Below are 16,023 nucleotides of genomic sequence, written 5' to 3'. Positions count from 1 at the left end.
TCAATGTAGAGGCAAGAAGCTCTCATGTATCCAATTGGATTGCTATATAATTCTAGGAAGCAAATCTAAGATTTCATTGCAAATTATTTGAGAAGAGACTCTAATTCTTGCGATAATGATGTTTGCTCGTGTCTAATCGATTCTAAGCGCCTTAAAATTACTGTAACTCGTTTCTGATTCTCAGTTTTTTTCTTGTCATCATCTTTCTGTAAAGATTTTGAAATCAACATCCAACTGTTTGAAAATATCTTAAATGGATAGGTCAGAATAAATAGCCAAAACTTCTCAGTTATTTTAGATATTGCTCCTAGTAATCCTGAAAACAGAAATAGTCCTAACAGCAATATGCCAAGACATTGTAGAGGATGATTTATTAACCAAATCAATTGAGAGTTTTCATCAATCCAACTATTCAAAGATGAATTAATTGAAGCCTGTATGCCATCTGACAATGTTTGGTTTAGACTGTCAATTTTTTGAATAGCTGCCTGTAAAGAGTCTTTTAGAGTACTAGTTGCAGTAGTTATACTATAAAGTAGTTGACCACTTTTTTCTGTAACATTTCCTAGAGTACTTTTAGCAGTTTCAGTAAGATTTACTTTTGCATTTTCTGTGATTTGATTGATACCTTCAATAGACTGGTTAGTACTTTCTAAGACTACAGTTTTAGCTTTCTGAACATTTTGGTTAACAGTATTTGCAGCAGTATCAATATTTGCATCAAAAAAGCTTTTAGTATTTTGTAGATTTTTTGTAATGTTTTCTGGAAGAGAAATTTGCACAATTCAACAGGTTTAACAGAAAAAAGATTCAAGAACTTATATAGAAAAACTAGAAGCTATTTAGCCCCCAAAAGCATGTATATTCTTTTGGATTTTTAATTACTTAGATTACCTAAAAATTAAAGCAGCTACATTCTACTTTTCTACTCAGTAAAACTAAAATTATCATGAAGGCGATAAATTTTCAAGCAAAATATGCTTTATGAATTGTAATTTATTAGAAAAGTAGCATTTTATGTGCGTTCGCTACACATCCATAGATATAGTCATCCTAAGTCATTCGTGAGACAGGGAGTTTGTGAAATGAACTCTACAAGCATCTTCTATTCTCACAAATCAGATCGGATCGCTATATCTGTTTTTAGAAATGAGTTAGGATTAAATGAATCGCTCTAGGGAACTAACGATATGAGATGGGAAGAAGTTTGTGACAATAAGCAATTACAAGATTTACCCTTCAAAATTGAGTTAAATAAATGGGGTCAGATAGTAATGAGTCCAGTAAAGATCAAACATTCTTTTTATCAAGGCAGAATTCAACGTCTATTAGAATCTTTACTGAAGTCTGGAGAAGTCATGCCAGAATGCGCGATCGACACATCAGATGGGGTTAAAGTTGCAGATGTCGTTTGGTGCTCAGAGGAAAGATTTGACATCATTCAAGAGCAAGTGTCGGCTTCGATCGCACCAGAAATTTGTGTAGAAGTGAAGTCCATTGGTAACACTTCGGATGAAATGGAGTTCAAGAAAAATTTATATTTTGCCGCTCAAGCTCTTGAAGTTTGGTTGTGCAACGAGCAAGGCGAAATCAAATTCTTTAGCCCCCAAAATGAATTAGCACACTCTCTGTTAGTTCCTGATTTCCCCAAGCAAATCAAACGATGATTTAAATGGTTCGCTTGATTAGCTGAACATAGTAAAATCTAATTGATTGGGTTTATTTCGGAGTGTATACGAGGCTTATGGTTTTAGCAACTCTGCGATCGGTCACCCTAGATGAGTTTACTAAGCTCCCCAACCTTGAGGAATCTCCAGCTTGGGAACTTCTCAACGGTCAAGTCTTACAAAAGCCTATGCCAACACTTCACCACAGTCGGTTGCAAAAACGCTTAGTCAGTGCGATCGATAATACGAATAGTGCCTATGAAGCTTTTCCAGAACTCCGTTGTATCTTGAGCCAAAACTCCGTTGTTCCAGATATCGCGATCGTTCACCAAAGTCGCATACCTGCTGGTAATGAGCCAATTCAAGGTGCCCCAGACTGGCTGATCGAGATCCTCTCTCCCGACCAAAGTACGACAAAACTAATTACAAAAATTCAGGATTGCCTTACGGAAGGAACTCAACTGGGTTGGTTAATCGACAGCCAAGAAAAAGTAGTCATGATTTTTCTACCCGAACAGCCTCTCCGCCTCCTTAGAGACGACACGCCTCTAACAGTCTTAAACGAAATTTCACTGCAACTAACCCCCGATCTCATTTTCGGTTGGTTAGAGTGCTAACGCGATCGCGAATCCTCAAGCTCGAAATCCACCGCAAACTACCAACTACAACTACCGCAGTCTCCACAACCACTGCAATCTGCACCCGAGCAATCTAAAGCCGAACAGTCTGCGCCCGAGCAATTGAGACTAGAACAATCCAAAGCCGAACAATCTGCACTGGCACAGTCGATCGCATCGCAACTTATATAAGAACAGTCACCCAAATCGCCACATTCATTACAGCCATTAGAAGAATTAGAAGCATTAGCCTTTTTGGCAGCCTCTGCCCCTTCGGTTCCCTGCAAAGGGACTTCTGGCATATCTTCAGGATTCCCTTCTGGAATTTCTTCGGGGAGATCGGATGGATCGGAAGAGATATTTTGAGGCGGTTGAATTTGCATAGAAGGAACCTGCAAAGAGACTTTCTTACAGATTCCCATGCGACGGGCTTTAAGAATTTGATTTGCTTCTTTACAGGCTTGAAAACGCTGACGTGAAGCCTTGACTGCCGTCACCACACCTTCTTCGATAATTACCCGCTTCACAAATTGCGAGCAGGACTCACTGCCATGCAAAATTCGATGGGCGCAAGAAAAACCCTTATGGGGAGAGATATAGCGCTGATAGCCAGCGATAGAAGTTACCGCAATCTTTCTAGCAGTAGTATCGAGAAGATTTGTGTGCATTGCCAAGCCCCTTACATCAAATATTTCGATCTGACACCTACTGACATTCGATCTTTCAAGCGTTTTTTAGGATTGAAGTTCTGAAAGCAATTCTCAACGGCATACATTCCGCCGCCTCAGAGGATTACTTGATATCCAAAATCCCTGCACTTTTGAGCTTAGGGTTAAAACGCACATCAAAACCTATACCCCTCGCCTTGAGCTGCGTCAGAATTCCCTCTTCCAAACGCCTTGCCACATTTTTGAGAATTTTTTCCTGTTCGCCTTCATTGAGCGCTTCAGCCAAGAGTTGTTTCTCAGCCTCCGTCATCTGTTTTTTGCAGTCTAGGGGTTGATCCCAAAGCTCTTGCTCTTCTGAGGTTAAGACTTTGTCCCCCAACCAAGTAGCTTGCATTTCGCCGAGAACGGTACGGCTAGGCTTGGTCACCGTGGTGACTTTAACCCAGTGACAGCGATCGGGCACGCGCACCATATGAAGTTTTAGACTTGCCGCAATATCGCGGGAGATGCCCACATATTGCAGGGTGCGATCGCGATCGAAAATCGCATACACGCCGATCTTGCCAGCCAAATCTGCCGATATGCCCCCAGCTTCGTCTAGGTAAGGCAAAAAAGGCAACTCAGCTAAGGCTGGAATAGAATCTGTAATACTCATTTCGTTGTAAGGGGTGGCGTAGGAATTGATTTAGTCAAGGAGTTGCCACCAACCCAATGCGGGGCCGATAAAACGAATAGTTACCCACAAACCCGCCATCACAAAAATGCCGATCCAAGCAGCTTTGGTAGAGAGCGTGACAAACTGTTCTGCTTTTTGCTTTGTCCAAAAAGGGATCCAAGAAATTAAGGGCTCTGATTTACCGTAATCTTCTCCGAGAACTTCTTTGCGACGCTTTGATTCACCCATGGTTTTTTCCTAAGTTTTCTGCCAATTTCAAAGATCCAAGTTTTCGCAACTTATTTTTTCAATTCTAGAGGCAGGAGTTAATTTTTTCTCCATAACCTCATACCAACGCTACATTTCTCAATATTTTGTATTTATAGCGTTAGTGTCTACCCCTAGATATTTGGGCAACCACAGGGGGATTGCTCCTACCCCCACAATCATCAATCAAAAATTTATAGTATGGAAGAATTTGTCAATGTGCAAGATCTAGGAAGCCTAGGCGAGATCCTCTCGATCTGCTGTGTTAGGGGGGAGTTGCTCGCTTAAAGCTTGCCAGCCGGGCAACCAGAGCGATCGCTCGTTTAAGGCTTTAGCATTTAACCAAAAACTTACCGTGCAATCGCAAGCGGCTTTGAGTTCGGCAAAGACTAGATTGCCTTCATTTTTACGATTGGTGACGATAAAATGCCGCCAACCGAAAGTTTCCTGCATGGCAGTCCACTTAGAACCAACTAAGTATGGAAACTTTTGCTTTTTTGACATTGACTTTTTTGATGGGGGTATGGGTACTAAAATATGAGTCTGAGGCAATCTTACTTTTGGAGATCGCTTCCCATAGATATCTTGCCGCAGATCGGCGACTCTAATTCAGCAGCGCACTTTTTATGATGGACTTTGACCCCGCCTACAATCGTCTTGCGATCGCCCAGTTACCGCAGCGCATTGGTGCGACCCTGATCGATTTTGTCGCCTGTGAATTTCTCAGCCAACTGATTCAGGCATTGATTTGGAACAACAACGATGGCTCTTTGAATACTTTTATTTTTGCGCCTGTTTGGTTTTTATTCCGCGTCTTGGTATCGAGCAAAGCACAGGGGCAAAGTTTTGGGCGCTGGCTGATGAGCATTCGGGTTGTAGATATGAACTACGGCAAAACTTCTGGGATCGTCGATCTGCTCAAACGCGAGGCTGTAATTTTCCTTGGGCTTGTGATTTTACTCAGTACTTTCACCACCACCTTAATCGTATTTGCTTGGTTGCCTTTAGCGGTGGATATCATCTTTGCGATCGCCGATCCCGTAAAACGTCAAATGCTGCACGATCGCTTAGGCGGCACAATTGTAATTATGTCTAGAAAAGGGTTTGAACTAGATCGCAAACTATCTAAGTTATTTGGTCAAGTCGGTCAGCGCACCACGCAGCTCTATCAAGATCGGTATGGCGGACGCGATGACGATCTAGACTATCAGCCCCGCAATTCCAATCGCAGTCAAACCCACAGTCAAACCCGCAGCCAGCCTCGCAGTCAAAAGCAAACGCGTTACCCAGAAGATGCTTACGGCGATGAAGAGCGATCGCGCCCCCCAAGTCGGGTCAGAAGACCCCGTCGCCGCAGATGATTCCAGTTTCTCATTTGTTTTCTCGCTTTCTCGTCAGAATTGCTAACTATCTCTTTAGAAAGTTACTTAAGGGTTGAAAGATCCGCTACGATCATTGATCTGAATTGCAAACTTATTCAACACAAAATTTTTAAGCAAGTGTTTGATACTCTTCGAGCCGACTTCAAGATCATTTTTGAGCGCGATCCCGCTGCCCGAAATTGGTTAGAGGTTTTATTTTGCTATCCCGGTCTTCATGCCCTCTGGTTTTATCGCTTTGCCCATTGGCTACAAGGTTTTGGTATTCCAGTGATCCCACGCACGATTTCACAACTGGCTCGCTTCTTTACAGGGGTTGAGATTCACCCTGGAGCAGTCATTGGTAAAGGTGCTTTTATCGATCATGGTATGGGCGTTGTGGTTGGCGAAACCGCGATCGTGGGTGAATATGTCTTGCTATATCAAGGTGTAACCCTCGGTGGTACTGGTAAAGAGACAGGCAAACGCCACCCGACTTTGGGCGATAACGTCGTAATCGGTGCAGGCGCAAAAGTGCTTGGTAACATTCAGATTGGCAGCAATGTCAGAATTGGGGCTGGTTCTGTGGTATTAAAGTGCGTTCCCCCCGACTGCACTGTCGTAGGTGTGCCAGGTCGGATCGTTCACAGACACGGACAAGTTGTGCCCCCGCTCAATCATGATTGCATACCCGACCCAGAGGGAGATGTGATTCGATCGCTGATCGGTCGTGTCGAACAGTTAGAGCGACAATTGCAGCAGCAAAGCCTCAGCCCAGTTCGCAACTGTCTAATTGATTCTAAACTGCTTGAAGATGTGCGTCCTCGCCATTTTTCGCAAGCAGAATATGCAACGGAGCTAAGTAAATTGCACAGAACCGATCTTAGCTACGGTGATTTTGATGAGGGTGCAGGCATTTAAGTATAAGCAGATTTCAGTAGGGGCTATGCCCCTACTGTCGTAAATGGTATAGATTTTCTGAATTGCCTAAAATCTGGGTTTAAATAGAGATCATCTTCAAACCAAACCAAAATGATTGCTTCTTTTGCGAGAAATTCCCTAAAGCTATTTGCCCTTGCTGTTTGTAGCTCGATCGCAGTATTTGTTTTGACAGCTTGTGAAGATCGACCTCCCCAAAACGGTCAAACCCCAACCAATCAGTCTGGACAGAATACAGGTAACAATTCCGCAAGTCGTCTTGATGTGGTGCTGGCTAGAGGAAAACTGATCTGTGGGGTCAGTGGCGAACTGCCTGGATTTAGTTTTGTCGATCAAACTGGGAAGTATTCTGGGCTTGATGTCGATGTTTGCAAAGCGATCGCAGCGGCCCTGTTTGATAACCCCGACGCCGTACAGTATCGCAACTTAAATGCTAAAGAGCGATTTACTGCCTTGCAAACAGGCGAAATTGACGTGCTCAGTCGCAACACAACTTGGACGCTGAGTCGAGATACCTCAGGCAAGATGGAGTTTGCCCCCGTGGTGTTTTATGACGGTCAAGGCGTTATGGTTCGCAAAGATAGCAACATCAAATCTTTAGACGATCTAAAAGATGCCTCGATCTGCGCTCAGAGTGGTACAACCACAGAGCTAAACTTTGCCGATCAAATGCGAAAGCGCAATATTTCCTATAAGCCCATTACTTTTGAAGATGTAAATGCCACCTTTGCTGCCTATCAATCGGGTCGGTGTGCGGCAGTTACCGCCGATCGCTCAGCCCTAGTTAGCCGTCGCACGCGGTTACCGAATCCTGACGATCATGTCGTGCTAGAGGCAAGTATCTCAAAGGAACCGCTCGCACCTGCGGTACTCAATGGCGATTCAAAATGGTTCGACACGGTGAAATGGGTTGTCTATGCCACGATAGAAGCTGAAGAGTTGGGAATCACCTCCAAAAATCTGGCAGAACAGGCAAAAAGTAGTAATGCTCCCATCAAACGCTTTCTCGGTATGGAAGGAAGCTTGGGTAAGGATATGGGCTTGAGTAACGATTTTGCCGCAAGGGTAATCAAGCATGTTGGCAACTATGGTGAAATCTACGATCGCAACATGGGTAAAGATTCTAAATTTAACCTGCCACGCGGACTCAACAAACTCTGGAGCGATGGCGGACTGATCTATGCACCTCCCTTCCGTTAGGGATTGATGGACGATCGATCGCGATCGCAGCAAAGAATCTTGGGGAAGTTGAGTTCGCCAGATTCAAATTTTTTTAACAAATCACTAACGCCTTCGGCTCCTGCTTGTTGTAAGGTAGCTAAAAGCGTTGCACTTTCTGTCAAAATTTGCTGTACTTCAACTGTGCCGTAAGTTGGTAAGTAGTAACGCAGGCGGCTAATCCCTTCCCCCAATAAGATCGTTGCACCGCGCCAATTGTGGTTCTCAAAATGATATAAACCCACAGCAACTTGTAGCAAACCTTGATAAAACGCTTTGTCAGGATGTAAAGCATCCATCCAGATCGCTTCTAAAGTATCATGACAAGCATAAAAATCTCGCTGGTTAAACTGTTCTACGGCTTGTTCAAAAGCGATCGCGATGTCTTCGGTCATTTGCTTGTTTCTAGATCGGTATTCTGGCTTAGCTTAATTTAATCTCAGCATCGAAGCTCAGAATTTAAACTTAGAATTTAACTTAGACCAGCAGCCATTGAAGCTCAGGAATATATCGCAAACTCATGACAATCAGAACTAGTACAGATTTATTGAGGCAAATTCAAGACTACTTGCGATCGCAGGCTGACAAGGGCGATCGGCAAGCGCAACAACTGCTGATCCAAGTGCTGACCTTTTTGCTTGACGATAATTCTAGTCCAAATCAAGCTGAGGCTAGCCCTAGAGCGGAATCTGAGATAAAAATCAGCCTTGATTTTGACAGAAAGCTGTTTGACACATGGCAAGAGCTAGCAAACGAGCAAGTTGGGGATAATTTTTGGAGCTATCCGATCGCCTTTGAAGAGCTTGCCGAAGCTATGGGCATTACTGTCGAGCGATTTGTGCAACTGGTTACACCCCTGCAAATTGGCAATCTCCAACTGATTCAAGGGCGCAGTCACAACTATACCGTTGGCGAGCAAATGGCAGCATCCCTAACATTTCACCCCAAGCAATCTAAAGAAGCTAAGAGCGATCGCGTTGCCGCTGATGTTAAAACAACTGCGAAAAGTCAGACTAAAGAAAAAGCAACGTTTCGAGTTGGCGATCGCGTCCAAGTCAATGCCAATCGTCCCCAATATGCCAATCAAGTCGGCACGGTCGATCAGGTGATTAGCGTCAGTTGTCGCGTCAAACTGGACAATGGTTGGTCGGCGTTTTTACCCAATCACTGCCTCGATAAATTGCCTAATTAATCGCGAATTTGAGGATTTAGGTGCGTGGGGATCGCGATTATAGCGATCGCTATAAACATTTATTTGAGTCTAACTGCGAATTAATGATAATTAATTATCTAAGATGTAGATAGACATTTGAACCTAGACCTGAATTAAGCCACCTATGTTATCAGCCTACCGCGACCATGTTGCTGAACGCGCTCAACTGGGCATTCCTCCACTGCCACTAACTGCCCCCCAAACTTCAGCATTATGCGAATTATTACAAAATCCCCCTGCTGATGAAGCAGAATTTTTACTTGCCTTGCTCCGCGATCGGATTCCACCTGGGGTAGACAAAGCAGCCTATGTTAAAGCTGGCTGGTTGACCGCCATAGCCAAGGGTGAGGTGCAGTCCCCATTAGTATCTCCAGAGTTGGCTGTCGAGCTACTCGGTACGATGGTGGGTGGCTACAATGTCCAAACTTTGGTCGATCTACTTTCCCATGAAAATTTAGGTGATGCTGCCGCCAAAGCCTTGAGCAAAACCACCTTGGTGTTTGATGCCTTTCATCAGGTGCTAGAGCTATCGGAGACCAATGCCCATGCCAAGCAAGTAATTCATGCTTGGGCAAATGCAGAATGGTTTACCAGTCGCCCCCCTCTACCTGAGACGATTACAGTCACCGTATTTAAAGTTGCAGGTGAAACCAATACCGACGATCTCTCACCTGCGGCTCAGGCATTTTCCCGCCCCGATATTCCATTGCATGCACTGAGTATGCTGGACTCTCGGATGCCCGAAGGACTGGCCACGATCGCCGAACTCAAACAAAAAGGTTTTCCGATCGCCTATGTGGGGGATGTGGTCGGCACTGGCTCCTCGCGCAAATCTGCCATCAATTCCGTGCTTTGGTATATCGGTCATGACATTCCCTGTATTCCCAACAAGCGGGCGGGCGGGGTAATTTTAGGCAGTGCGATCGCGCCTATTTTCTTCAATACCGCCGAAGATGCTGGAGCTTTGCCGATCGTCTGCGATGTCACCAAGCTCGAAACGGGCATGGTAATTACGATTCATACGCAAGAAGGTAAGGTCACCGATCGTGCAACGGGTGAAACCCTCGCCACATTTACGCTTGCGCCCGAAATTATTGCCGATGAAGTCCAAGCAGGCGGACGGATTCCATTAATCATTGGGCGTAGCTTGACCGATAAAACCCGTCACGCGATCGGCTTGGCAACGAGTGAAATCTTCCAACGTCCCACCGCTCCCTCCGATACAGGCAAAGGCTTCACGCTTGCGCAAAAAATGGTGGGCAAAGCTTGCGGTCTTGCAGGTGTTCGCCCTGGCACATCCTGCGAACCACTGATGACCACCGTCGGTTCCCAAGATACAACTGGGCCCATGACCCGCGATGAACTGCAAGAACTCGCTTGTTTGGGCTTTAGTGCCGATCTCGTCATGCAGAGCTTCTGCCATACCGCAGCCTATCCTAAGCCTACGGATATCAAGACCCATAAAGAGTTACCTGACTTTTTCTCTACCCGTGGTGGTGTCGCACTTCGCCCAGGCGATGGCATTATCCATTCATGGCTCAATCGCATGTTGCTCCCCGATACAGTTGGGACTGGAGGCGATTCCCATACCAGATTCCCTCTGGGGATTTCCTTCCCCGGTGGCTCTGGCTTGGTGGCGTTTGCGGCGGCTTTGGGTGTCATGCCTTTAGATATGCCCGAATCGGTCTTGGTTCGCTTTAAGGGAGAACTGCAACCTGGTGTCACCCTTAGGGATGTCGTGAATGCGATTCCCTATGTGGCGATTCAAAAGGGATTGCTCACCGTTGAGAAGAAGAATAAAAAGAACGTCTTTTCAGGCCGCATTATGGAAATTGAGGGATTGCCCGACCTCAAAGTGGAACAGGCTTTTGAACTCACGGATGCTTCGGCAGAACGTTCCTGTGCGGGTTGTACGATTAAACTCAGTATTGAGACGGTGTCGGAATATCTGCGTTCCAATGTAGCCCTGCTCAAAAACATGGCGGCACGGGGCTATCAGGATGCCAAGACGATTATGCGCCGCGTTGCCAAAATGGAAGCTTGGTTAGCGAATCCCGTACTCATGGAAGCGGATGCCGACGCTGAGTACGCTGAGATTATTGAGATTGACCTTAATGAGATTAAAGAGCCCATCGTAGCCGCTCCTAACGATCCAGACAACATTAAGCTACTGTCGGAAGTTGCAGGCGATCGCATTGATGAAGTCTTCATTGGTTCATGCATGACCAATATCGGTCACTACCGCGCTTCCGCGAAGGTGCTTGAGAAGGAACCCCCTGTAAAAGTGCGCCTGTGGATTTGTCCACCCACCCGCATGGACGAGCAAAAGCTTAAAGAAGAGGGAGTTTACAGCACCTTTGGTTTAGCAGGTGCGAGAACTGAAGTTCCTGGATGTAGCCTGTGTATGGGCAATCAAGCCCGTGTCGGTGACGGTACGACTGTATTTTCCACCTCAACCCGCAATTTCAACAATCGCATGGGTAAGGATGCCAGAGTCTATCTAGGCTCGGCTGAACTCTCGGCTGTATGCGCCCTACTCGGTCGCGTCCCTACCGTGCAGGAGTATATGGACATTGTGGCGAAAAAAGTCGATCCCTTTGCCAGCGACCTATACCGCTACCTCAACTTTGACCAAATTGCAGGGTTTGAGGATGAGGGACGAGTAATTCCACTCGAGCAAATGCCTCGCATTGAGGACATTTTGGGCATGGGGGTACGCTGATTGCTCGTCAGGAAAACCCTAGACCAAGGGCTCCTACAATATTTCTCTTAAAAAGGGTTTACAACTCCAAAAAAATCCTGTAGAGTTTAGTCAAAGGTTAATAAGCTTGTGTAGGAGCAGCTTATTAATGCTGATTAAATTTTAGAGAGTATTTAAACTTCAGTTATTGAAGTGATGTAAATCTCTCCTGAAGGAATAAAAATATTTAGAACTGTTGTCTGGGGCTAATGATTCAGTTTTTTAAATATTCTTGTTTCCCTTCACCTAGCGATGAGTAGCTTAATGCAGACAATATTAAGTGGTGATGGTAGGTAAGGCCATACTCGCAGCTAAGGAATGTCAAGTTTAGATTTGTATGCTTTTTGGGAACAAAGAATTAATTAATCTGTCTTTACATAAGGACTTAATTTTTGCCTTTATCCCTAAGGGCGTCTCACAATCTGCAAAATTTTATCTGTACTAGTGTGCAGCCTAAGCATAACGTCTGAACTGGGCAAATGTGATGGTAGTGATCGGCTCGTAAAGCCATGCTCACTAATCAGGCAGAATCTATGAACTTAACTACTTAATTCATTGCGGGACGATAATCATCATGAAAAATATTTCACTAGCTTTAGGTTTGACGGCTGCGGCTGTCGCTTCTAGCCTTGCATTTTTACCTGCTTCTTCTGTAAAGGCAGCAAATGTCACCGCCGAAAATGGTGTGTTTAACTTTAGCGGTACATGGGAGTTTACTTTTGAGTACTCCTTTGGTGCAATTAAGACTGAACTTGGTGTCGATCCAGGTGCGACAACCTTATTCTCAGAATTAAACGGTACCTCACCTAATGGTGGTATCGTACCAGGCACAAAAGTAACTTATACCTTTACAGGCGCAGCTGCTGACTTTTTTAGTAAAAATCTCGGTAACAACACCTCGTTTACGTCTTCCGCGACAGCTGCTCCTGGCAGTCAAGGTTTCTGGATTGTTAACTCATCAAATCAAGCTGCTACACTAGCTTTGCTTCCATTTACTAGTAACGATCCTTCAAGCACTGGTGGCGTACCCAATCCTGGTACACCTGCCAACAAATTCAAAGATCTGGTCAGCACGTTTAACTTTAGTGGCGGTGCTGTACTGATCGGCGTAAATGACGATTTCGGAGATCGCGACTTTAACGATTTCATCGTTTCGGCTAGACCCGTTCCAGTTCCAGCAATCGTGCCTGGTGTGATTTTGGCTGGTCTGTACTTTGGTAGCCGTACCCTCAAGCGCAAGCAAGCTGCAACAGCTAAAGCTGCCGTCTAATATGTTTGGCAAATCTAGCTTATTTGTATAAGGTTTAACCTGCAAAAGTTAGTTGTATTCAGATTTCAACCTTGTAAGGAGTAGTAATTTTCTACTCCTTATTTTTTATTACGATGTTTTTCTACGGGTAGACATTTCACTGAGGAAACTTTCAAAAAACTGTGATGTTGTTTTTTTGAAAGCCTGCGCTTTGTGCGAAACTCAAATTCCGATCTGTTGTAAATTCAATTGAATTTGGTAATAAATGGCTGGGAGCGTATGAGGGTTTTACAGGTAGGGATGGAGTGGTTCCCAGAGCAACCAGGTGGTTTACCGAGGGTATATTATGACTGCATTCAGGCTTTACCCCAGATAGGCGTTGAGGTAAGTGGCTTGGTAACGGGTTCCGAGCAGGTATCTCGCAGTTCTATGGGAGTTGTGCAGGCGTTTGCCCCTACCCAATCTTCGCTGTGGCAAAGATGGACAGGTTTACGGTTTGCGGTTAAGCAGGCATTCTTACAGTCAAGCTATGACTTAGTGGCTTCTCATTTTGCACTATATACGTTTCCGATTCTCGATCGCCTCGGTCAACGCCCCTTAGTGACGCATTTCCATGGACCTTGGGCATTAGAGAGCAATGCTGAGGGGGCAAAAACTCTCGCAGCAGGGGCAAAATGGATGTTGGAGAAAATAACTTATAACCGATCGAACGGTTTTATCGTCCTGTCAGAAGCTTTTCGCCAGATTTTGCATCAAACCTATGGCGTGCCGATGGAACGAATTGATGTTGTCCCAGGAGGCATCGATTCGCAGCAATACAAACTTGATTTATCGCGATCGCGAGCAAGGGAAAGACTGGGGTGGCCGCAAGACCGACAGATTATTTTTTCGGTGCGCCGATTGGTGCATCGCATGGGGTTGGAGCGGTTAATCGACGCGATCGCAGAGGTAAAGCAAAAGTATCCAGAAGTATTGTTGTTGATTGCTGGGAAAGGCCCCATCCATGAGGCGTTGCAGTCACAGATCGAAGCGCTGGGGTTAGAGAATCACGTCAAATTATTGGGGTTTGTCCCCGAGGGAGATTTGGTGGCGGCTTATCGTGCCGCCAATTTTTCGATTGTGCCCTCGATCGCTTTGGAAGGATTTGGATTGATCTTGATTGAGTCTCTAGCGGCGGGTACACCTGTATTGAGTACACCTGTGGGGGGGATGCCAGAAGTCTTGAGCCCTTTTGCGTCAGATTTGCTGCTGGAGGGGATCTCTACGGCACAGATTACCCAAGGAATTATAGAAGTACTGGCGGGTCAACGTCGGTTGCCGACTGCGGAAATGTGTCAAGCCTATGTACGAAAAAATTACGATCGGCAAGCGATCGCGACTAAAATCAAAGCTGTCTATCAGCAAGTTTTGGATAATCAAAGATAGCTTTTAACGTGAATTCGAGATAATGATTTCGGAACAAAGCAAGCCAATTTGTTAGAACCAAAGTGTTCGATCCCTCTGCCCTATCGGGCATCCCCCTTACAAAAGGGAGGCAAGTAAATTCTCCCCATTTTGCAGGGGGCGTTGGGGGACATTATTGGGATGTTTGGCGTTTTAGGTTTTCTTATCCTGAAAAGACATGCTTTTATACCATTTTCAAAAAATGATGCAACGCATCTTTTTGAAAAGACCGCGCAGAGCGCGGAACCCAAAACCCAAAACCCGATCTGTGGCAAATTCAAGAGAAATTGGTATTAGCTCTTGTTGGGTTAAATGCCCGCAACTTTTGACGAATAACCGATCGCGGATTACTGATTACCCATGAAACGTCGCATCCTTTTTGTCAGTTATGCAGCCGTCTTAGGCGGGGCTGAACTCTATTTACTAGATATCGCCCAAGCCTATCGCGAAACCAGTCGGGTACTTTTACTGACCGATGGCATCTTACGGCAGCGTTTGACAGAAGTCGGCTTACAGGTACAGGTTTTGCAGGCATCGCAGTCTTTGGCAGAGGTGAGAACATCTAGTGGCTTGGCTTCGCTAAAGTCACTGTCTGCTCTGTGGAAATTGGCAAAACAAGTCGCCCAAATCAGCCAAGAATTTGAACTGGTTCATGCCAACAATCAAAAAGGGTTTATTGTGGCAGCGATCGCGCGACTTTTAGGTGGTGCGCCTGTGGTCTGGCATTTACATGACATCCTTACAGCACGCATATTTAGTAAGCTCAATCGCTGGATTGCAGTCACTTTAGCGAATCGTTTTGCTTCTAAGGTAATCGTCAATTCCCATGCCACAGGGGACGCATTTATCGCAGTGGGTGGAAACCCAGCACTGGTGAGCGTGGTTTATAACGGTTTCTCCCTAGAGCCCTTTCAGCAGGTATCGCACGCACAAACTGCCAAGATTCGTGCAGAGTTAGGTGTGGGGGATTGGCCCCTTTTGGGTGTATTTAGCCGTATCTCTTACTGGAAAGGTCAGCATGTTCTCTTAGAGGCGATTCAAAAATTACCTAACGTCCATGTCATGCTGGTGGGGGAGCCCTTGTTTGGTGAAGTTGAGTACGCCGATCGCCTCAAGCAAATGGCACTCGAGCATGAATTTGGCGATCGCGTGCATTGGTTGGGCTTTCGCAGTGATATTCCAGCCTTGATGGCAGCTTGTACGATCGTCGTACATACATCCACAGAGCCAGAACCGTTCGGCCGTGTAATTGTAGAAGGACAACTGGCACAACGACCTGTGATTGCGACTGCTGCAGGTGGTGCGTTAGAGCTGGTGAAAGATGGCGAGACGGGTTGGCTCGTCCCACCTAGCGATCCTGAGACATTGCGTACAGTCATTCAGTCTCTGTTGGCTAACCCCGACAGGACTGCGGCGATCGCCCAGCAGGGATACATTCATGCTAAGTCTACATTTGCGCTTGACATTCAAATTGCCAACTTCGATCGGGCGATCGATCCTGACAGTTGACATTAGACAGTTGAACAATGGGCTTCACCCTACGATGAAATCTTTATCCCCATCCAAATATGTCCCATGGGTTCACCTAATCGTACTAGTCGTGGGCTATACCGCCGCAGGTTGGTTGTTAGCTGCCTATAATGCTTCGTGGGTAGCGTGGTTCGTGACGCTAGCAGTGCTAGTACATCTATCCAAGGCTGGTTCGGCAGCGATCGCAGTGGCAACAACTTGGATCGTTCTGTTAGTGGGAACAGGCGCGTTGGCATGGGCATATCCTAAAAATTTCCCACCAAGAGGCGGTCCAACTGTAGCATGGACATTATTGCTAGCTTGGATTTTTGCACTTGTTTTAGTGTTGCTACTTGCTTTTGCAAAGCGCCCCCTACAAGCGATCGGGCTTGGTAAAAAGCAGGGTTTTTATTGCCTAGTCATACTTACTTGGGTATCTATGCTACTCGGCTTGCTAATTTACAACCTTAACTTCTAACC

Annotated in this window: 17 protein-coding genes; 11 read left to right on the top strand and 6 right to left on the bottom strand. The window is 45.6% G+C overall.

The window, feature by feature from the left end:
* Nucleotides 1-83 precede the first annotated feature (83 nt).
* Nucleotides 84-782 carry a hypothetical protein gene (locus tag ACP2WE_RS10355; RefSeq protein ID WP_425215481.1) on the bottom strand — a complete coding sequence of 233 codons (699 nt, stop codon included), beginning with the start codon at nucleotides 780-782 and terminating at the stop codon, nucleotides 84-86.
* Between the two features lie 408 nt (nucleotides 783-1,190).
* On the opposite strand from ACP2WE_RS10355, the gene ACP2WE_RS10350 reads away from it, so the two are divergent.
* Complete coding sequence (locus tag ACP2WE_RS10350; protein WP_425215480.1) at nucleotides 1,191-1,667, top strand: Uma2 family endonuclease; 477 nt, start codon at nucleotides 1,191-1,193, stop codon at nucleotides 1,665-1,667.
* Nucleotides 1,668-1,744: 77 nt separating this feature from the next.
* Nucleotides 1,745-2,284, top strand: coding sequence for a Uma2 family endonuclease (locus ACP2WE_RS10345; protein ID WP_425215479.1), 540 nt, complete (start codon nucleotides 1,745-1,747; stop codon nucleotides 2,282-2,284).
* A gap of 38 nt (nucleotides 2,285-2,322) precedes the next feature.
* On the opposite strand, the gene yidD is transcribed toward ACP2WE_RS10345, so the two are convergent.
* The 4 genes from yidD to ACP2WE_RS10325 form a co-directional block, all read right to left on the bottom strand.
* A complete protein-coding gene (gene yidD / locus ACP2WE_RS10340; RefSeq protein ID WP_425215478.1) occupies nucleotides 2,323-2,952 on the bottom strand; it encodes a membrane protein insertion efficiency factor YidD in 630 nt (209 codons plus the stop codon).
* 124 nt (nucleotides 2,953-3,076) lie between these two features.
* Entirely contained in the window at nucleotides 3,077-3,607 is a 531-nt protein-coding gene (locus tag ACP2WE_RS10335) for a GIY-YIG nuclease family protein (RefSeq protein WP_425215477.1), read from the bottom strand.
* Between the two features lie 30 nt (nucleotides 3,608-3,637).
* Nucleotides 3,638-3,856, bottom strand: a complete 219-nt coding sequence (locus ACP2WE_RS10330; RefSeq protein WP_425215476.1) for a DUF2839 domain-containing protein — start codon at nucleotides 3,854-3,856, stop codon at nucleotides 3,638-3,640.
* A 255-nt stretch (nucleotides 3,857-4,111) separates the two neighbouring features.
* A complete protein-coding gene (locus ACP2WE_RS10325) occupies nucleotides 4,112-4,378 on the bottom strand; it encodes a TIGR02450 family Trp-rich protein (protein WP_425215475.1) in 267 nt (88 codons plus the stop codon).
* A 122-nt stretch (nucleotides 4,379-4,500) separates the two neighbouring features.
* Between ACP2WE_RS10325 and ACP2WE_RS10320 the strand changes: the two genes are divergently transcribed.
* The 3 genes from ACP2WE_RS10320 to ACP2WE_RS10310 all read left to right on the top strand — a co-directional run bounded on the left by ACP2WE_RS10320 (nucleotide 4,501) and on the right by ACP2WE_RS10310 (nucleotide 7,371).
* Nucleotides 4,501-5,235 carry an RDD family protein gene (locus ACP2WE_RS10320; protein WP_425215474.1) on the top strand — a complete coding sequence of 245 codons (735 nt, stop codon included), beginning with the start codon at nucleotides 4,501-4,503 and terminating at the stop codon, nucleotides 5,233-5,235.
* Between the two features lie 138 nt (nucleotides 5,236-5,373).
* Nucleotides 5,374-6,153 carry a serine O-acetyltransferase gene (gene cysE / locus ACP2WE_RS10315; RefSeq protein ID WP_425215473.1) on the top strand — a complete coding sequence of 260 codons (780 nt, stop codon included), beginning with the start codon at nucleotides 5,374-5,376 and terminating at the stop codon, nucleotides 6,151-6,153.
* Between the two features lie 111 nt (nucleotides 6,154-6,264).
* Nucleotides 6,265-7,371, top strand: a complete 1,107-nt coding sequence (locus ACP2WE_RS10310) for an amino acid ABC transporter substrate-binding protein (protein WP_425215472.1) — start codon at nucleotides 6,265-6,267, stop codon at nucleotides 7,369-7,371.
* On the opposite strand, the gene ACP2WE_RS10305 is transcribed toward ACP2WE_RS10310, so the two are convergent.
* Nucleotides 7,368-7,784: a DUF309 domain-containing protein gene (locus ACP2WE_RS10305; RefSeq protein WP_425215471.1), complete on the bottom strand. Its 417-nt coding sequence runs from the start codon at nucleotides 7,782-7,784 to the stop codon at nucleotides 7,368-7,370. The genes ACP2WE_RS10310 and ACP2WE_RS10305 overlap by 4 nt on opposite strands.
* Nucleotides 7,785-7,909: 125 nt before the next feature.
* On the opposite strand from ACP2WE_RS10305, the gene ACP2WE_RS10300 reads away from it, so the two are divergent.
* The 6 genes from ACP2WE_RS10300 to ACP2WE_RS10275 all read left to right on the top strand — a co-directional run bounded on the left by ACP2WE_RS10300 (nucleotide 7,910) and on the right by ACP2WE_RS10275 (nucleotide 16,021).
* Nucleotides 7,910-8,581: a hypothetical protein gene (locus ACP2WE_RS10300; protein WP_425215470.1), complete on the top strand. Its 672-nt coding sequence runs from the start codon at nucleotides 7,910-7,912 to the stop codon at nucleotides 8,579-8,581.
* A gap of 145 nt (nucleotides 8,582-8,726) precedes the next feature.
* Nucleotides 8,727-11,324 (top strand): bifunctional aconitate hydratase 2/2-methylisocitrate dehydratase, encoded by a 2,598-nt coding sequence (gene acnB, locus ACP2WE_RS10295; RefSeq protein ID WP_425215469.1) that lies wholly within the window; start codon nucleotides 8,727-8,729, stop codon nucleotides 11,322-11,324.
* Between the two features lie 592 nt (nucleotides 11,325-11,916).
* A complete protein-coding gene (locus ACP2WE_RS10290) occupies nucleotides 11,917-12,612 on the top strand; it encodes a hypothetical protein (protein ID WP_425215468.1) in 696 nt (231 codons plus the stop codon).
* Nucleotides 12,613-12,870: 258 nt separating this feature from the next.
* A complete protein-coding gene (locus ACP2WE_RS10285; protein WP_425215467.1) occupies nucleotides 12,871-14,016 on the top strand; it encodes a glycosyltransferase family 4 protein in 1,146 nt (381 codons plus the stop codon).
* Nucleotides 14,017-14,394: 378 nt separating this feature from the next.
* Nucleotides 14,395-15,543, top strand: coding sequence for a glycosyltransferase family 4 protein (locus tag ACP2WE_RS10280; RefSeq protein WP_425215466.1), 1,149 nt, complete (start codon nucleotides 14,395-14,397; stop codon nucleotides 15,541-15,543).
* On the top strand, nucleotides 15,473-16,021 hold the full coding sequence (locus ACP2WE_RS10275) for a hypothetical protein (protein ID WP_425215581.1): 549 nt from the start codon (nucleotides 15,473-15,475) through the stop codon (nucleotides 16,019-16,021). The genes ACP2WE_RS10280 and ACP2WE_RS10275 overlap by 71 nt, the downstream gene beginning before the upstream one ends.
* The last annotated feature ends 2 nt before the right edge of the window (nucleotides 16,022-16,023 follow it).

The organism is Tumidithrix helvetica PCC 7403 (genome assembly GCF_965232925.1).
Classification (GTDB): domain Bacteria; phylum Cyanobacteriota; class Cyanobacteriia; order Pseudanabaenales; family Pseudanabaenaceae; genus Tumidithrix; species Tumidithrix helvetica.
The sequence above is the reverse complement of the archived record's forward strand: the minus strand, read 5'-3'. Positions and strand labels throughout refer to the sequence as shown.